The sequence below is a fragment of the Mesorhizobium sp. M7A.T.Ca.US.000.02.2.1 genome (genome assembly GCF_003996995.1).
Taxonomy (GTDB): domain Bacteria; phylum Pseudomonadota; class Alphaproteobacteria; order Rhizobiales; family Rhizobiaceae; genus Mesorhizobium.
On sequence record NZ_RZTT01000898.1, the window covers coordinates 1 to 514 of the forward strand.

Here is a 514-nt window from a genome sequence, read left to right on the forward strand (position 1 = left end):
CAGGGCAGCCTGGCCACCGGCACGATCGGCGTCCTGGCTGGCGGTCTCGACCTGCCTTACCCGCCTGAAAATGCCCGCCTGTGCGAGGAAATCGCCGAGCGCGGCGCCATCATTTCAGAGATGCCTTTCGGCTGGCAGCCGCGCGCCCAGGATTTTCCGCGCCGCAACCGCCTTGTCGCGGGTGCGGTCCTTGGGCTGGTGGTGGTCGAGGCAGCGCAACGCTCGGGCTCCCTGATCAGCGCCAGGCTTGCCGGCGAAATGGGCCGACTGGTCTTCGCCGTACCGGGCTCACCGCTCGATCCACGCGCCGCCGGTACCAACGGCCTACTCAAGGATGGCGCCACCCTAGTCACCGAGGCATCGGATATTTCCAGGGCAATCGCCCCGCTGACCGGCATGCGAGCGCCCGACGTGCCGCCGTTCGAAGAGCCGCCCGACTTCTCGGCCACACCACCGCCCGGCGAAAGCGACCGCGCCCGCGTCGTCGAGGCGCTCGGCCCGACGCCAGTGGCGG

The 514-nt window shown here is 70.0% G+C and carries 1 protein-coding gene; it reads left to right on the plus strand.

The features are described 5' to 3' along the window. Positions 1–514 (plus strand): DNA-processing protein DprA (locus tag EOD15_RS35345; RefSeq protein ID WP_148129859.1); only part of this gene is annotated, 514 nt, incomplete at both ends.